We start from the raw sequence: 16,077 nt of genomic DNA, 5'->3' as shown, positions 1-16,077 counted from the left end.
CGGGTGTTCAACTTATTATTGCAATTCGGGGAAAATTTATTTGCGAATAATTTGCTATATCGAAAAGTGATGATATAATATAAATAGATATAGATAAACACGAATGTGTTACCCCTACTATAACTCCATCTTTCAGGGAAAGGATCTGTTGCGTACGTATAGGAAGTGACAAATCCTTTTCTTATACGGAAATGTTCCTTTCTCTCCAAAGAGAAGCTAAATCGGAGGTTAACCTATGAATCCACTCTTATTCTTCTTTCAATCTGCGTCGGCGGGCGGAGTGCTCCTCTTCCTGGCCGCAATCCTGGGCCTTGTGATGGCGAATACCGGTCTTGCTCCTTACTACGAGCATTTCCTTCATGCTGAGCTGGGTCCTCTTCCTGTGCACTTATGGATCAATGATGTGCTGATGGCCATCTTCTTCCTGCAGGTGGGACTGGAAGTGAAACGGGAAATGATCCATGGCGAGCTGAACACGAATGCCAAGCGCTTCCTGCCGGGCATCGGGGCCTTCTTCGGGCTCATCTGTCCGGCCATCGTCTACACGATCGTGAATTTCTCTTATCCTGAGTATCTCTCCGGCTGGGCCATCCCGACGGCGACCGACATCGCGTTTGCGATAGGCATCGTCTCCGTCCTGGGCTCCCGGGTTCCCATATCCATGAAAGTCTTCCTGACGACTCTGGCCGTCATGGATGATCTCATGGCCATCGTCATCATTGCTCTCTTCTACACGCAGGAACTTGCGTGGATGTACCTTCTTGGCGCAGCGGCGGTCACGGCTCTCCTTTTCTACATCAACAGAATCGGTTACATCCGTCCGATCCCCTACCTCATGCTTGGCATCGTCCTCTGGTACTGCGTCTTCCGCTCGGGACTTCATGCGACACTGGCAGGCGTCATCCTCGCCTCCGCCATTCCCTTCCGCGGCATGCGGGAAGGGCGCACAGTCTCCCCGGTACAGGAATGGGAGCATGCCCTCACGAACTGGGTCACTTTCCTCATCGTGCCCCTCTTCGGATTTGCGAATACCGGTGTTTATCTCGGTCATTTCCAGATCTCGGATCTGTTCCAGCCCGTGGTCCTTGGCATCGCCATCGGACTATTCCTGGGCAAGCAGGTCGGAGTCTTCGGGACAATGTATATCCTAGTCAAAACAAAACTGGTTCCCATGCCGGCAGCTGCGACCTGGACACATGTCTACGGCATAGCACTCTGCTGCGGCATCGGCTTCACGATGAGTCTTTTCGTCGACCTTCTCGCATTTCCTCCAGGCGACGCCCGCGAACTTGCGAAAGTCGGCATATTCCTCGGATCACTTCTATCCGGCATCGCCGGGTACCTGGTTCTTCGCTTCGCTGCCACGCCTCACCCACAAAATTTGGAGGCAAGTCCGATAACCAACGTGAATTAAGCCGGCCATTCCCCTGCATAGAACCGGATGCGGCACCCGCCGGGGGGAAAGGGAACCATCATGGTAGAAGCTACCTTCACCAAGAGCATGCGCGCGCTGCTTTCGCGCACCAAGGAATCCACACTCCTTTCTTACGAATGTGCGAAAGACGAGCGATTTTCCCGTACCTACGGAAACTGCCGGATCCATCTCAATGACGGAATCATAGAAGTCGCCAATGAACCGAAACAGCTCCCCTTCTTCGGAGCTATGGAAAGCATGACCTGCTTCACCTGCCACCCGATCAGAAACGAGGGGCAGCTGAAGAGAGACGAATTCTACCTCCCCTACAGCACATTCCCCGTAGGCGGCAAGATCAATTCAGTAGAAATCGTCACCGACTACGTCAACGTCAACCACGGAGCCTACCAAGTCTCCTTCGACATGGCCCTCCTCTTCCACATGGACAAGAAGACCCTCATGCTCGCCCGGGACACCTGGTTCTCCCAGCTCCTCACCGTCACCGACGAACGCTCCATCAACACCATCTTCCCGATCGAAGAAGTCATCAACTCCTGGTCCAACTATGGAGAATATGCGGTGGATGTGAAGAGAATGACGACGAAATTGTAATGGTATGAATATGAATAGAAGAATAGGAATCAAAAAATGACCCGTCGAGGGTCTTTTTTTGATGGTGAGCTCTGCTCACAAAACCGGAAAACCGGACTTCGTCCGTGGAACCTTTTATAAAAACCAATGAATACTGCACTCCTTTCTCCGGCAACTTTAGAAAATGCATTCTTTAAAAACCTTCACCCCGGCAACAGTTGAAGTCCGGTACTCCTTCCCCGCTGGGGTAGGTCAAAACCTTCCGCAACGGCGAGAACGGCTATTATCAATAGTGATTTAAATACGTTCACCGTAAATGATAATCGTATGATACTCGTTCGATACTATCCATCAGAATCGAGAAAACCTGCCTCGGAGAGGAAGGAGGCCCGGCTAATCTTTTAGCTGTTGCCGGGGGAAAGAGTGTAGTATCCCTTAATTTCTTTCATATAAAAAGGTTCTGCGAGTGGAACGAGGTTGGCTTGTTTTCCTCGAACGAAGTTTGGTTGTTGGTGTTCCCATTCGCACCTTGGGGCGGTTGTAAAGGTGTAATAAGAAAGAGCCTTCTTTCCCATCTTTTCTAAACAGAAGGCGTACCTTGGCATTTTAGCGGCAATGGTGGGAGCGAGAGAAATGATGATAAAACCATACAGCCGGCCCATGGCCTAGGAAATGCAACTCATCCGCCCCGTACACAAACTTTCGAGTCATTCTTGCTCCTACCATCATTGCCAACTGGTATACGGCGCACCTTCTCTTCCAGAGCAAGGTTAAGACCGGCCTACGGCCCTTCCCCTGGAAAGGCGAGTGTTAGCGGCGTCAGCGCAGTCTGACAACGAAAAAAGGACCTTCGATAGGTCCTTTTTTCGTACCATTTATTTTTTCTATCCTCAAATCCTCACGAGAAAGTGTCCTGTGAGCATTTTTAATGCGAGCTTGACTGTCTTTTGGAATCTTTTTTCTGCTTCTTCGTAGACGTCGTGTGGGGCGACTGTCTCGCTGTCGGTTCTTTTGGCGACTACGCCGCAGACGGAGCCTGCGTAAAGGCCCATGACGTCGCAGAGTGTGAAGAGGGTGGCGTTTTCCATTTCGAAGTTGGTGCAGCCGAGGTGCTGGTATTCTTCGAGGCTTCCCTGGTAGGCGCGGCGGACGTAGCCGGCGTAGCTGTCGTAGCGTTCCTGGCCGGGCCAGAAGCTGTCGGTGGAGACGGATATGCCTGTTTTGAAGGGGATCTTCAGGGTCCTTGCGGCTTCTTCTAAGGCAAGTGTGACACGCATGTCGGCAGCGGCGGGGTATTCGATGGGGGCGTAGGCTTTGGAGGCGCCATCCATTCTGACTGCTGCTTTGTTGATGACGATGTCGCCGAGGTTCAGGTCTTCCTGCATGGAGCCTGTGGTGCCTACGCGGATGAATGTTTTGACGCCGAGGCGGGCGAGTTCTTCTACGGCGAAGGTAACGCAGGGGCCGCCCATGCCGGTGGACATGACGAGGATAGGCTGTCCATTCACTTCGGCGGTCCAGGTGGTGAAGTCTCTGTGGCTGGCGACAAAGGCGGCGTTCGGATCAAGGGCTTTGGCAAGGCCTTCGACGCGTCCCGGGTCGCCGGGAACGAGGGCGTATTTGGCGCCTTTTATCATTTCTTTGGTCAGGCCGGTGTGGTACATGACTTCGCCATCTTTGGCATAATTCGGCATAATGATTCCTTCTTTCATGGAAACAAATTGTCTTTTGAGATGAAAAAGGGGATGCAGTAACGAGTGATCGTCGTACATCCTCTTTAATTGGAACGAAAGTGTAAAGCGTACAAGCAAGATGGAGGGAGTGAGAATGAACCCCTTTCGTCGCCTCCGGCGCCACTTTCCCCTAACGGGGACAGCCAAGAAATGAGAAAACCATACAGCCGCCTTACAGGCTGGGAACTACATCTCATCCGACGCCTTCGGCGCCACCTTCTCCTTCCGGAGCAAGGTTAAGACCGGCCTACGGCCCAGGAAATGCTGCATCCCCATCTCCGGTGACCTCTTCTTTGTTACTCAAATGTTTCGACGTCGGCGAAGAGGCCGGCTTCTTTGTTCATTTTTTTGCTCTTTTTGTCTTTCTTTGCTTTTTTTTTGTCTTTTTTCTTGTCTTTCTTTGCTTTCTTTTTGTCTTTTTTCTTGTCTTTCTTTGCTTTCTTTTTGTCTTTTTTCTTGTCTTTCTTTGCTTTCTTTTTGTCTTTTTTCTTGTCTTTCTTTGCTTTCTTTTTGCTTTCTTTTCTTCGAGTTCTTCGCTGGTGGCGTAGGCGCGGAAGGCTGGCATCATGTCTTCTTCGTTCAGGTTCCAGTCTGCTTCGATGTTGTCTTCGTCTTCGCCAGGTGTTCCGAGTTCGTGGGTTTTGTATTCGAGGTTGATGTCGTCGGCGGGTTCGGAGATGTCCTGGGCTACCGGGATGAAGTCGTCTTCTGCGTCTTCTTCTGTTTCTTCAGGAGTGCCTTCGAGAGAGACTTCTTCCGGTTCTTCGGTTTCCTCTTCGTCTTCTTCGTCATCAGCTTCTTCTTTTGGTTCTTCTTCGGTGTATTCGGATTCTTCTGCTTCTTTGATGACTTCTTCGTCTTTTTCTTCTTCAGCAGCAGCTTCTTTTTCTTCCGCAGTTTCTTCTTTGACTTCTTCTGTGTGGACGCCGCCGGTGAGCTGGGCCAGGATATCTTCCATTTCTCCTGCGAGGCGGACGACGGTTTTCAGTCTTTCGTCTTCAGCGGGGCGGGAGTCGGGATCTGGATCGAGCATGTATGTCTGCAGGAATCCTTTTGTTTCAGAAAGTTCACTGCGGAGGTTTTCTATGTTCTCCAGCATGGTTTCTTCATCAATTTTTTTTGCCATTTTCTTTTTGCTCCTTCTCGGAAGGAGTTCCTTCCGTTACCAATACCTTATCCACTCTGCGGTTGTCGCAGTCCATGACTTCGAATGTGAATCGGTCATAGGTTGCTTTTTCCGTTTCTTTCGGAATGTAGCCGAGCAGGTAGGTGATAAAGCCCCCCAAAGTCTTGTAGTAGTCTTCCGCTTCGCCTGGCAGCTCTTCCTCGATGTGGAAATATTCCCTGAATTCATCGATGGAGCAGAGCCCTTCCACCAGCCAGGAGTTTTCGGAGCGGCGGATAAATTTGTTTTTCTCGTCAATGATGTCCTGCTTGTCGCCCGGCATGTCGCCCACGATTTCTTCGAGGACGTCATGGAGTGTGATGAGGCCGGATAATGTCCCGTACTCGTCGATGACGACGGCTTCGTGGACGCCCTTCGTGCGGAAGAAGCGGAGAAGTTTCGTCAGGATGAGTGTCTCCGGAATGAAGAGCGGCTGGCGTACTTTTTCGATGAGCGATGCCTTCAGCGGTTTGTCCGGGTAAAGGTGCTGGTCCATAAGGACTTCGGAAAGGTCGGCCAGGCCTTTGAAATCATCGAGGGATCCGCTCCCGACAGGAAGCCTGAAATGGGTGGTCTCCATCATGTCTTTCCAGATTTTTTCCTCGGTGTCTTCCAGGTCGAGCCATGTCAGCTGCGGACGCGCGGTCATGCAGTCAGCGGCGGTGCGGTCGTTGAGTTCAAAGACATTGTCGATGATTTCCGGTTCTTCCTTGTCGAAGGTGCCGAGTTCTGCCCCCTGTTGGAGGAGGACGCGGATTTCTTCTTCGGAGACCGGTTGCTCACCGCCCATTTTCACGCCGATTAGATTGACGACGACTTTCGTCGACCACGTGGAGAAAAGCACGAGCGGACGGCAGACGGTCGCAAGAAGGATCATCGGCCTTGCAATGGCGCAGGCTGCTTTCTCCGGAATGGCGATCGCGACCCATTTCGGGACGAGCTCGCCGATAATCAATGAAAAGTACGTCACAAGCACCATGACGGTGACCATGCTGACGCCCTGCGCATACGGGGCAAGGAACGAGATTTTCTCCAGCTCGCGCCCCAAAGGACCCGCCAGCGACGCGCCCGAAAACATACCAGTGATGATGCTGATGGTCGTGATGCCCACCTGGATCGTGGAGAAGAGTTCTTCCTTCTTCTCCGCCAGACGCAGCGCGTAGACAGCGTTCTTGCTGCCCGCGTCAATCATTTCCTGCAGCTTCGTTTTCCTGGCGCCTACGATGGCAATCTCCGCCAGAGAACAAGCCCCATTGGCCAGTACCAGCAAAATGATGATCAATAATTCGCCCCATATGTGGCCGTCATCCATACTTGTGATTTCCTCCTATAAAGAAAAATAAATTATTTTTTCTTTATTATATCATGATTTTTAGTAAATCCCATGCATGTACCACGCATGCTGGACAAAATGCGACTTTTTGACAGCAAGCCGCGGGAGTGATTTGAGGAAATAGGAAATTTTATGATGGTGAGTCGAGGAAATGGCAAAGTAGGAAAGGCTTAAAAACGGACAGCAGAGAGGAGAGATTAAAAACCATACAGCCGCCTTACAGGCTGGAAAATGATGTTTCCGTCGGCTCCGCCGCCACCTTCCTCTACGAGGCAAGGTCAAACACCCTTAAACCAGCCTTCGGCTGAAAAAACATGCCAACCAAGGCTAGCGCCTTGAGGAAATGCAACTCATCCGTCGGCTCCGCCGCCACCTTCTCCTCCCGGAGCAAGGTTAAGACCGGCCTACGGCCCTGAAAATCAGGACTCAGTACATTGCAGTTGATAAAGGTGATTCGCGTCGATCCGGAAGGTTTTGACCTGCCCCAGCGGGGAAGAATGCCTTTGACCTTGCCCTGGAAGGGAAGGTGCCCGACCTTAAATTCTGATGTCGGACGGATGAGTTGCATTTCTTCAGCTTCTAGGCTGGTTTTATGGTTTTTTAGAAAATACATTTTCTAAAGTTGCCGGGAAAGAGGTGCAGTATTCATTGGTTTTTATAAAAGTTTTTGCGAGCGAAGCGAGGTTGTTCGCTTTTCTCTTCCCACTAAAAAACCATGCCAGCATTTTGGTCTGGCATGGTTTTTTATTTCCCGGTTTTAGCTTTTCCCGGTTTCCCGGTCTTAGCTTTTCCCGGTTTCCCGGTTTTCGTTTTTACCGGTTGTATGTTTTCCCCCCGGTTCTCGGGTCGTTCTGTTTTCCCAGTTGTAAAGGTTTTATCTTTTTGAAGATATAAAGGATCTCCTTCCCCCTGTTGTGAAGGTCTTATCCTTTTCTCCTTTTACTGTTCTGGGTTTTCTTTTCCTTCTTCCTTCTGTCCTGCGGTTTTTTCCGGCAGGTGGTCGGGGATGAAGTCCTGGTCTTTGTGCTGTTTTTCTTTGGCGCGGCGTTTGTCGTAGTACATCCAGTGGTCGACTTCGGCGATGGCGGCTTCTATGTCGTCTATGGGCATTTTGAAGATGCCGTAGCCAAGGGCTGCGCTGACGCCTTGTTCGTCGAAGGCTTGTCTCATTTTCTTGACGATTTCTTTGACGTCGTCGAGGTTGACTTCTTCTGCGACGGCTATGAATTCGTCGCCGCCTACGCGGAAGACGCGGTTCTGGTCTACGACGGAGCACATGGCGCAGGCCATTTTCCTGAGTGCTTCATCGCCTGCTTCGTGGCCGTCGGTGTCGTTGATGTCTTTGAGGTCATTGAAGTCAGCGTAGATGAGGGCGATGGGTTCGCCTTGCGGGATGTGCTGCATGAGTCCCATGAAGCGATGCCTGTTCATGACTCCTGTGAGCTGGTCGGTGTTCCTGAGCTGTCTCAAGCGTTTGTAGATGTCTCTGTTGCGGATGAGGACGCTGAGGAATCTGGTGACGGCTGTCAGGAGGAGGGAGGCGTCTTTCAGTCTGTCGGGTGCCGGGTTGACGACTTCGACGAAACCGAAGGATTTCCTGTTGATGGCAAGGTGCCCGGAGACGAGGCTGTTGATTTTGACGGCACTGATGTTGCCGTCTTTCAAGGCCTTGTTCATTCTTTCCGGGTCGTTGATGATGGTAACTTCGCTGGGGACGAAGCCCTGGTAGAGGGCTTTCGCCTTTTCGCGCGGGATTTTCTGGAGTTTGTCGATGGTGGAAGGAACGCCTTCCTTCTTCCATTCATAGGTAGCGGAGACGTTTTCTTCATCTTCTTCGAAGATCATGACTTTGTCGGCTTTGAGGGCTTCCCCGATGCTTTCGAGCATTTTGTCGATGCTGGCGTCGGGATCTCTTTCGTCGAGGGCAATGGCGATCATTTCATTCGCTGCGGATTTTCCGACGATTTCCCCGTTCTCCTTGAGGTACTTGCCTACGTAGTCTTTCAGGCAGGTCGAGAAGGTGAAGCGGTAGTTCTTGCCGCGCCACGGTACGAGGGTGTCGCGCATGATGTAGTCCTGGCCGGTTCTTGCGTCGTGGTGGACCCACTTATAGAAGTAGTCTCTGGAGAGGCGTTCGTTCGTGCAGAATTCGCACGGGCTCTTGGCGCCTTCGAGGACTTCGTAGCATTTCTTTCCTGTGATGTCTTCATCCTCTGTCAGGCCCAGGTCGTGGCGGAGGGCTTTGTTGAGGTAGACGAGGTTGTATGTATCGGGATCGCTCATGGCGACTCTTTCGTCCATGTCGTCGAACTTTCTCCTGTCGAAGGAGATGCAGTCGCCGATGTAGTCGGATTCGCTGCGTTTCTAGAGTTTCTGGTCATTCAGACGTTCCATGAGGAGGTGCAGCATGCCGTCGAGGTTCTTGGACTCGGAGCACCATGCGGTCGAATAGCGCAGGTAGAGGGTGCAGTCGTATCCGTCGATCTTGGTGATTTCATGGATATTCTTGGCGAGCTGGATGAAGTACTTGTGGATGGATTTGGCATCCTGTCCTTTGACGAAGCAGAGGAAATTGCCGCCTTCGCCGATATGGCCGAGTGCGCGTTTCTGTACGTCGAAGGTATCAAGCGCTTTCTGGATGCGTTTCAGGAGTTTCTTCCTGATCTGCGGGCCGTACATGCGGACGGTGGCATCGAAGTCGGGCACGTCGAGCATGATAGCGCAGAAGTCTTCTCCATGGAGGCGGTAGTTGTCCGCATACTGGAGGCCTGTCATCATCATGCCGCGGAAGCCGAAGAGTCCAGTGCCCGGATCGGTGAGGCCGATCTTGACCTGCTGCTCCTGGCGCCAGAGTCCTTTGTCGACGTCGTTGAAGTAGCCGGCGAGGCCGACGATTTCATTGCCGTCATAAATCGGGAATTTCGAGGCAGCAATGGTGTGCGGTACGCCTTTGACGATGCAGTAGCCGATGACGTGGCGTTTCACGCGTCCATGACGGAGGACGGCCCATTCGTCGTCCTTGTACGGGCCTTCGTTGATATGCCAGCCCATGTCTTCGTCCGTCTTGCCGAGGATGTCTTCCAGCTTCAGGCCGTAGTAATTGAGGAAAGCGTTCGAAGCGCCTTTGAAGCGGCGGTTCTTGTCCTTCCAGAAGAACTTGATGCCGGAGAAGTCGAGGAAAGACTGCAGGGCATTGTTGATGAAAATCTGGCTGTTCTGCTGGTTGTAGTCCCTTGTTTCATTTCTTGGCACGTAGCCGAAGGATTCGAAGAATTCAGGCACTTTCTCTTCTCTTTCGCGGAGGCGTTCCATGGTGGCGTCTCTGAGGCAGAGGAGAAGGTCCTTGGACTGGGATTTATAGAGAACGATGGCGTCGAATTCTTTCCAGCGGTAGTTGCCGTCTTTCTGCTTGACGCGGAAGACGTTGTTTGCTTCGGACCGTTTCGATGCCTTCGCGATTTCATACAGTCTCTTGGCATCTGCATACTGCATGAAGCGTTCCTGATCATCCCTGTGGATGAAGCGGGCCGCATAGCACGCGATGAGCTGGCGTGCATACGGGATGCGGTCACCTGCTTTCAGGAGCGGATTAATGGTCTCAAGGACTTCGAGGACGCCCGTGTCCATGTGGACATAGTAGATCCCGTCGTAGAAGAGGATGGCGTTTCTGAAGATTTCGTCATACCGCTTCGTTTCCTTGAATTTATCGTCAAATGTGATGTTGTAGAGGGCCAGACGGCCGACGCTGATCTGGTTCGTCCTGGCGACGATTTCCATATTGACGCGCAGGTACTTTCCATTGTCGACGTAGGTCATCGATTCTTTCTTCATGCTGTCGACAGCTTTGTCGACGAAGGTCCTAAATTTCTTGTGCATCGGCAGGTCGTCGGCCGCCAGATTGGCATTGGCCTGGCGGAGGTCGCTGACGCTGACGCCTTCGAGGACTTTCTTGTAGGCGTCGTTTTCGTAGAGGATTCTCATCGATTTGTCATTGACGGCGCAGAGGGCGACCGGCGCACCGGTGAGGACATTGATGAGGCCGAGTTTGTCGTAGGCAAATTCTTCCTGACGCGTTTCTTCGCGCAGGTTCTTGTCGCGGCAGTGGACGCGGAGGTCATCATACTTCATCGGACGACCGTAGAAGTAGCCCTGGATCTTTTCGCAGCCGACGGAGCGGAGGAAATCCACCTGTTCCTGCGTCTCGGCGCCTTCAGCGAGCGTATGGACGCCGAGGGATTTCGCCATGAGGACGATGGATTTGATGATTTTCCGGCTCTGGTCATTGAAATTGCGCAGGAAGGCCATATCGATCTTCAGTTCATCGAAGTGGAAATTCTGCAGCACATTGAAGGAGGAGTAGCCGCTTCCGAAGTCGTCCATCCAGCACTGGTAGCCCGCTTTCCTGAAGCGGTCGATTTCGCGCTGGAGCTTCTTGCCGTTTTTGACGAGGGCGCTTTCGGTGATTTCTATGCGAATATAACTTCTGGGCAGGCGGTACTTCCTGACGACTCTTTCGACGACGTCGAGGGGATCGACCTGATCGAAATCGGCGCTGGACAGGTTGACGGAAATCGGGAGGACCGGCATGCCGGAATCTTCCATCGTGCGCAAACGTTTCCCGACCTGCTCGACGACGTAGGAGTCCAGTTTGTAAATGAGCTTGGCATCTTCAAGGACCGGAACGAACATGTCCGGCGTGAGTCTGCCTCTTTCGGGATCTTCCCAGCGGGCGAGCGCTTCCATGCCGCAGAGCTTCCCTGTCAGTGTGCGGACGACAGGCTGGTAGAAAATCTTGATGTAGCCGTTTCTCAGGGCGCGGTCGAAATTCTCCAGGACGTACGCGCGGGCAGCGAGGTTCTTCCCCATCGTCTCGGTGTACGTGGCCCAGCTCCTGCTGGCATCGCCCTTGATGGAGTCGCAGGCGATCTTGGCCATATCGAAAGCACTGTTGGCTGTATATTCGGACGGATTGTCCGGGTCGCGGAAGAAGACGCCGGCCTTCAGTGTGATGCTGAAATTGTCGATCATTTCATCGACTTCGCGGCAGACGGCTTCCACCTGCTCGATGACGCCGTCACGCGGCGCAACGAGGGCAAAATTATCGGCATTCAAGTGGGCGATGATGGAGTACGGGAAATGCGCGCGCAGTACGTCCGCCACCTTCCGGAGCAGTTCGTCGCCCTGCTCAATGCCGTAATTGGAGTTGTACAATTTGAAGTTCGTGAGGTTGAAATAGACAGAACAGTACAGTCCGCCGGTCCCGTCGATCTTTTCCATCTGGATGTGTTCATTGACACGCTTGTAGAACGCAGTACCCCCAAGGAGCCCTGTGATATTTTCCGTCTCACCGGGCGCGCGGCTGTACTTGCTCTTCATGACATTGATGGACCAGATGTCCCCGAGCCCCTTCTGCGTCGTGCGGATCAGGAGCGCATTTCCTTTATTGAAATGGCCTTCTCTCGTCCTGTACGGGAACTGGAAGTAGGCATAATTTGCCTCCGGCTGCCCCTTCACTCTTACGATATCTTTCAGCGGAATATAGTCGGATGCTTCCACCATGCCCCGGTACGTCCCTCCGGTCAGCTCCTTGAACTCCTGCCAGTTCGCGCACTGGTAGTAATTCAGAAGCTCCGCGTTGGCAAGCAAAATTTCCTCGGAATCATCTGCCTTGACCAGACAAATGCCCCCGGGGAGCCTGTCATAATAGGAATGGAGCTCTTCAATCGTTTTCTCATCCAACATCCATATTCACCGCCTTGAATCGTTCACCCTAGAACGTCCTTATATATATCAAATAAGCATTGCACAAAGAATGCTTATGTCTCATTTTTATTTTAATATTTTCGACAAAATAAGTAAATAGTCTATTATTTCAAACGGCCAGTTTCGCGCCGGAAGAACGAAAAATATCGAAGAAAATCCGATACGATCGGGCTTTTTCGTGTCTTACTAATCTTTTATGGCTTTTGATTTTTTATTTTATTTTTTTATTATATCCGTAAGACTTCTATCATTCGGCTGAGTGGTCACTTTTGGATTTCCTGCGGATGGCTCCCATTTCTTCCCGATTTCTTTCCTTTCCTCCCCTACGTATTTCTCTTGACTTTTTTATATTCCCCGGTGCTACAATGAGGACAGCGGACATCCGCTCGAAAGAAGAATATCCATGAAACAGAAAAAAATGATCTGCGCACTGGCATGTGCGCTCTGTCTTCTGGGAGGCGGCGCAAGTCTGGCAGCAGCGCCTGCTCCGGCAAGTACTGCGCCGGCAGCTGAAACAGCAGCCCCTCTCGTTTCTTCGGTCACTTCCCTCGCCCGCAACTATGGCTGGGGCGAGCAGGTCTCCCAAATCGCTCTCGAATATCATGAGAAAATCCTGACAACTTCCCTCTCTGTGGAAGATTTCTCCGTGGAAGGAAAGGAAATCGCCTCCGTCTGGGCAGCGACCACGGCATCCCCGGGCGAACCCACGGAAGCCGGCAGGTATGTCATCATCAATATCAAGAACACGAATCCGCAGTCCGATATGCCCTTTAAGCAGGGCGGCTCCAAAGGAAAGGAAGGCCCCAAGAACGGTGATGCGTCCATGAAGAGCGACCGCGTCATGCCTGACCTCTCCGTGAAGGTCACGCAGACCGGCCCGATCCGCACGGCCAAGGGGGGGGGAGACCATCCCTGCTGGAAAGACGGTCTATACGGACACTTCCGTCCTTGAGCCGGACATTTCCGGTTTCATCAAGCACACTTACACTGATCCGGCCCTGAAGGCAACGATCCCTTACTACCTCTACCTTCCGAAGGGCTATGACAAATCGAAGAGCTACCCGCTTCTCGTCTTCATCCCGGATGCCAGCACGAATATCAGCGATCCGAAAATCACCCTCGTCCAGGGCAACGGCGCGACCGTCTGGGCATCGGAGGAAGAGCAGAAGAAGCATCCTTCCATCGTCCTTGCCGTCCAGTATCCACAGGAACTCGTCGACTCCCTCGGCATGATGACGACGGATGAAAACGTTTGGACAAAGGGCCTCACCCTCGTCACCGATCTCATCCATGATGTCACGAACACGTACGCCGTCGACACGAACCGCATCTACGGCACCGGCCAGTCCCAGGGCGGCATGGCAAACATCGCCATCAGCGATAAGTATCCGGACCTCTTTGCCGCACAGTTCCTTGTCGCCTGCCAGTGGAACACGCAGGAAATGGAAGCGCTGAAGGACAAGAACCTCTGGATCCTCGTCAGCGAAGGCGACACGAAAGCGTATCCGGGCATGAACGACGCTGTCTCCCGCTGGGAAAAGCTGGGCACGAAAGTAGCCACTGCTCCCCTCTGGAACAGCCACGCTGACTCCAAGTCCATGGCCGACCTCGTGCGCCAGATCGAAAAGCAGGACGCTGCCATCAATTACACCGTCTTCCAGAACGGCAACCACATGTACACATGGACCTTTGCCTACAATATCCCGGGCATCCGTGACTGGCTCTATCTCCAGACACTGGACAACACTCCCGTTTCCTTCAACGAAAGCGGCCTTTCCCAGGGAGAGAAGCATGAAATTGCCGGCAAAGTCCTAAGCCAGGGCCTCCGTTTCTATAATGGAAAGACAGAAGAAGACGCAGCCAAAGCACTCGCCTATTTCAAGGAAGCTGACAAGCTAGGCCACATGAAAGCCGCCCGCTACATCGGACTCCTCTATCAGGAAGGCCGCGGCGTCCCGAAGAATGACAAGGAAACTGCCTCCTGGTTCAAGAAAGGCGCGGAAGACGGCGACATCACGAGCCAGTACCTCCTCGGGAAATGCTATGAGGACGGGACAGGTGTAGAAAGGGATTATGCCCTTGCATTGAAATGGTACAGGAAATCTGCGGAAAGAGGCGACATCATCGCCGCCCCGGGCATGACCGACGAAGCCCTGCTCCTTGAAAAGGGACTTGGCGGAGAAAGAAATCTCCCCCTCGCCCGCCAGCTCCTCACGAAAGCCGCAGCCCTGGGCTATGCGCCCGCCAAAGAGGCCCTCGTTGCTCTCTGATCCCCATTTCCTTACCCATAACTTTACTTATTTCTTTACACAATCTTTACAAAACTCCTTTATACTAAGAACATACCCCTTTATATTCTGTTCCACTTGGAAAGGAGCTTACAATGTTCAAACTCCTGTTTCTGACCCACACCGGAACCGGGCAGCCGCCTGCCGCGCTCTTCATCGCAAGGCAGCTCATTCAGGATGCTGACCTCGAAGACCGCATCGAAGCAGAAAGTGCCCGAATCGAAGATTGCAAAGGTGAACCACTTTGTGAAGAAGGAAAGAACGCTCTCGAGGCTGCAGGCTTCCCAGTCACCCCCGAAGTCCCCATTCCGCTCGAATGGAAGACTTATGACAACTACAACCTCATCCTTCTCGTCGACAACCCCGATAACCCCGCCCTCTTCAATACTATGGGCGGCGACGTCGACAACAAGATCCACCTGCTCTCCGAATATGCAGGATTTGAAGGGGACATTGAGAACCCTTATGAAGAGGGCACCTTCGCCGGAGCCATCAAGGCCTCCGAGGCAGCCTGCAAGGGCCTCATCGACCAGCTCTCAAGCTGGATGAAATGATTCACTGCATCCCCCCTTGCAGCAGTGAATTGTGGAAATGAAAGAGCCATGAAGCGAGATTTACGCTTCATGGCTCTTTTACGTGGGGGAGCTGAGCCTGCCCTGCGAGCAGCGCAGGCTTTTCTGGTTTTTCTTCAGCCGAAGGCTGGTTTGAGGGAGTTAACCCTCCCTTGCTTCGCAAAGGGAAAACATGCCAACCTCGCGTTGCTCGTGGAAAACCGCACATCCTCGCCTCCATCCACACGCAATTCCCACGTAAAAACCCTCCTTACCGGATGGCAGCCGGCAGGGAGGGCTTCTTTATTTTTGGAGTTTGGGAATGATCTAGTCACAGGAACATATCAACTATGCTGCTGCGAAAGAGATGCATGGGTTAGGAGACCCTTGCGATTGGAAGGAGGAAAGACGGATTCCATCGCGCCGCTGCATCAGCGGCTGGCTCTTGTCTGCGGGATACGTGAAAGACGGCATGAATGACTTTTCCACGGAAGCACTGACAGCGTGCGGGAGCGGGAAGATTGGCGTCCGATACGGGCGGAGAGACGTAAGGTTTCTTCTTGCTGCTTTTCGGCCTGACTCTGGCCTGATGGCAGGGAGGAAAGAGCTTTCGCATCTTCTTCCTTATTCTTCTTTGGAAAAGAGGACCGGTGCTTGCGAGGCGTACGCTTGCGCCGGCGGATATACGGCAGCTTCATTGAGGCATTGGACCCCTCCGGACAAAACAAACAATGCTCGGAGAAGCGGCAGGTATATCTGCAATCGAAAAAGAGTTTCGGAGGCTTAGGCCTCATGGGGACTATTCCTTGTCCGGGTCGGCGATCGGCTGCTTTCCTTCCGGGTAACGATACCGGAGGAACCTCACCGGGCACTCTCCCTTCCAAAGACTCACCCCTGGGAACAGTCTTTTCAGGTAAACTGCGGGCAGTTGCCTATGATTATTATACAACATTTGAAGAAAATTGGCGCCGTAAAAGTACTCTTAAGGGTGACAAACAGTAAAAGTAACGATACTATCGGCTTTTAAATACTATTGAATTTTTCTGTAACTGCTTAAAAATCATGCAAGGGAATAAATGATTTCTAAGTAATCTATTGATAAAGAGGAAATTGGGGATGAGAAATGAGAGATGGGGAAATTGAAAAGCCATACAACCGAGCTAAAGCTCGAAGAAATGCAACTCATCCGTCGGCTCCGCCGCCCCCTTGGTATGATTCAACAAGAAAGACAGAATAATA

At 52.3% G+C, this 16,077-nt stretch carries 11 protein-coding genes; 5 read left to right on the top strand and 6 right to left on the bottom strand.

Annotated features, from left to right (window positions below; translation table 11 throughout):
- Window positions 1–235 precede the first annotated feature (235 nt).
- Both nhaA and M3200_RS05470 read left to right on the top strand, forming a co-directional pair.
- On the top strand, window positions 236–1,414 hold the full coding sequence (nhaA, locus tag M3200_RS05475) for a Na+/H+ antiporter NhaA (protein ID WP_022382545.1): 1,179 nt from the start codon (window positions 236–238) through the stop codon (window positions 1,412–1,414).
- Between the two features lie 60 nt (window positions 1,415–1,474).
- A complete protein-coding gene (locus tag M3200_RS05470; RefSeq protein WP_022382544.1) occupies window positions 1,475–2,026 on the top strand; it encodes a hypothetical protein in 552 nt (183 codons plus the stop codon).
- 869 nt (window positions 2,027–2,895) lie between these two features.
- Here the strand turns inward: M3200_RS05470 and udp are convergent.
- The 6 genes from udp to M3200_RS05440 form a co-directional block, all read right to left on the bottom strand.
- Entirely contained in the window at window positions 2,896–3,699 is an 804-nt protein-coding gene (udp, locus tag M3200_RS05465) for a uridine phosphorylase (RefSeq protein ID WP_022382543.1), read from the bottom strand.
- Window positions 3,700–4,078: 379 nt separating this feature from the next.
- A complete protein-coding gene (locus tag M3200_RS05460; protein WP_022382542.1) occupies window positions 4,079–4,864 on the bottom strand; it encodes a hypothetical protein in 786 nt (261 codons plus the stop codon).
- Window positions 4,848–6,215, bottom strand: coding sequence for a hemolysin family protein (locus tag M3200_RS05455; RefSeq protein ID WP_022382541.1), 1,368 nt, complete (start codon window positions 6,213–6,215; stop codon window positions 4,848–4,850). Before M3200_RS05455 ends, M3200_RS05460 begins: the two co-directional genes overlap by 17 nt.
- A gap of 286 nt (window positions 6,216–6,501) precedes the next feature.
- Window positions 6,502–6,849: a hypothetical protein gene (locus tag M3200_RS05450; protein ID WP_157952062.1), complete on the bottom strand. Its 348-nt coding sequence runs from the start codon at window positions 6,847–6,849 to the stop codon at window positions 6,502–6,504.
- A 326-nt stretch (window positions 6,850–7,175) separates the two neighbouring features.
- Complete coding sequence (locus M3200_RS05445) at window positions 7,176–8,537, bottom strand: sensor domain-containing diguanylate cyclase (protein ID WP_022382540.1); 1,362 nt, start codon at window positions 8,535–8,537, stop codon at window positions 7,176–7,178.
- Window positions 8,538–8,600: 63 nt separating this feature from the next.
- Window positions 8,601–11,978 carry an EAL domain-containing protein gene (locus tag M3200_RS05440; protein WP_022382539.1) on the bottom strand — a complete coding sequence of 1,126 codons (3,378 nt, stop codon included), beginning with the start codon at window positions 11,976–11,978 and terminating at the stop codon, window positions 8,601–8,603.
- Between the two features lie 424 nt (window positions 11,979–12,402).
- On the opposite strand from M3200_RS05440, the gene M3200_RS05435 reads away from it, so the two are divergent.
- The 3 genes from M3200_RS05435 (at window position 12,403) to M3200_RS05425 (ending at window position 14,841) form a co-directional block, all read left to right on the top strand.
- Window positions 12,403–12,951, top strand: coding sequence for a hypothetical protein (locus tag M3200_RS05435; RefSeq protein WP_022382538.1), 549 nt, complete (start codon window positions 12,403–12,405; stop codon window positions 12,949–12,951).
- Window positions 12,952–13,228: 277 nt separating this feature from the next.
- Window positions 13,229–14,269, top strand: coding sequence for a hypothetical protein (locus tag M3200_RS05430; RefSeq protein WP_288178166.1), 1,041 nt, complete (start codon window positions 13,229–13,231; stop codon window positions 14,267–14,269).
- A gap of 113 nt (window positions 14,270–14,382) precedes the next feature.
- Entirely contained in the window at window positions 14,383–14,841 is a 459-nt protein-coding gene (locus M3200_RS05425) for an arsenate reductase/protein-tyrosine-phosphatase family protein (protein WP_022382536.1), read from the top strand.
- Window positions 14,842–16,077 lie beyond the last annotated feature (1,236 nt).

Origin of the sequence: Dialister sp. CAG:357 (assembly GCF_000435155.1) — a bacterium.
In the GTDB taxonomy this organism is placed as follows: Bacteria; Bacillota; Negativicutes; order Veillonellales; family Dialisteraceae; genus Dialister; species Dialister hominis.
This window is presented reverse-complemented; position numbering and strand designations above follow the sequence as displayed.

Bases quoted from the DNA above. Each gene is read 5' to 3' on its own strand.
- nhaA (WP_022382545.1), top strand. From the start codon at position 236: ATGAATCCACTCTTATTCTTCTTTCAATCTGCGTCGGCGGGCGGAGTG.
- M3200_RS05470 (WP_022382544.1), top strand. From the start codon at position 1,475: ATGGTAGAAGCTACCTTCACCAAGAGCATGCGCGCGCTGCTTTCGCGC.
- udp (WP_022382543.1), bottom strand. From the start codon at position 3,699: ATGCCGAATTATGCCAAAGATGGCGAAGTCATGTACCACACCGGCCTG.
- M3200_RS05460 (WP_022382542.1), bottom strand. From the start codon at position 4,864: ATGGCAAAAAAAATTGATGAAGAAACCATGCTGGAGAACATAGAAAAC.
- M3200_RS05455 (WP_022382541.1), bottom strand. From the start codon at position 6,215: ATGGATGACGGCCACATATGGGGCGAATTATTGATCATCATTTTGCTG.
- M3200_RS05450 (WP_157952062.1), bottom strand. From the start codon at position 6,849: ATGTATTTTCTAAAAAACCATAAAACCAGCCTAGAAGCTGAAGAAATG.
- M3200_RS05445 (WP_022382540.1), bottom strand. From the start codon at position 8,537: ATGGACGAAAGAGTCGCCATGAGCGATCCCGATACATACAACCTCGTC.
- M3200_RS05440 (WP_022382539.1), bottom strand. From the start codon at position 11,978: ATGTTGGATGAGAAAACGATTGAAGAGCTCCATTCCTATTATGACAGG.
- M3200_RS05435 (WP_022382538.1), top strand. From the start codon at position 12,403: ATGAAACAGAAAAAAATGATCTGCGCACTGGCATGTGCGCTCTGTCTT.
- M3200_RS05430 (WP_288178166.1), top strand. From the start codon at position 13,229: ATGATGACGACGGATGAAAACGTTTGGACAAAGGGCCTCACCCTCGTC.
- M3200_RS05425 (WP_022382536.1), top strand. From the start codon at position 14,383: ATGTTCAAACTCCTGTTTCTGACCCACACCGGAACCGGGCAGCCGCCT.